Origin of the sequence: Shewanella sp. 10N.286.51.B2 (assembly GCF_041469265.1) — a bacterium.
In the GTDB taxonomy this organism is placed as follows: domain Bacteria; phylum Pseudomonadota; class Gammaproteobacteria; order Enterobacterales; family Shewanellaceae; genus Shewanella.
Window position 1 is genome coordinate 1 of sequence record NZ_JBFRKH010000128.1, and the last position, 725, is coordinate 725.

Genomic DNA, 725 nt, shown 5'->3' on the forward strand with positions numbered 1-725 from the left:
TCCATTGAAAACCTACAGGCTGATCATGGCGCTATTGCGTTAAATGCCGATGGCACCTTCACCTTTACCCCAGAAAAAGACTATAACGGCGATGTCCATTTTAGCTATGACGTCAAAGATGCACACGGTGGTGTAACACACACCGGTGCATCAACGACGCTCTCGGCAGCTGGCGATGCTGCGATCTTCACCGGAGATAAAAGCGGTCAAATTACAGAAGATCGCCATGTACAAGGTGATGCTCAACACACGATATTTGTCACTGGCGTGTTGAATGTTATCGATCCTGACGTCGGTGAAGATCATTTTTACGCCACTCGTAATGCCCATGCGGTCAGTGATCCCTATGGCGGTCATCTGACCATTGGAAAAGCCGGTGATTGGGCTTATTCGGTTCCCAATGCCAATATTCAACACTTGGCGGCAGGGCAAGTCGAGCAGGTTCAATATGAAGTAACGACTGCTGGTGGTGATAAACAAATTATTACCATCTATGTGCATGGAACGAATGATGCTCCAATCGTTACTCAAGCAGTGCATTTAGCGAAAGGAAATGAAGACCAAGTCATCAACATTACTCAGGCACAGCTGCTCGCCAACACCACAGATATAGACACTCGTGATGTCGGTCAACTTAGCGTCGACAACTTAAACGTTGATCATGGCTCAATCACCATTAATCCCGCTGGCACCTACACGTTTACACCAGAAAAAGACTACAACGG

Annotated in this window: 1 protein-coding gene; it reads left to right on the forward strand. The window is 47.2% G+C overall.

The window, feature by feature from the left end; genetic code table 11:
• A partial coding sequence (locus AB4140_RS19710; protein WP_372002327.1) for a cadherin-like domain-containing protein occupies window positions 1-725 on the forward strand: 725 nt, incomplete at both ends.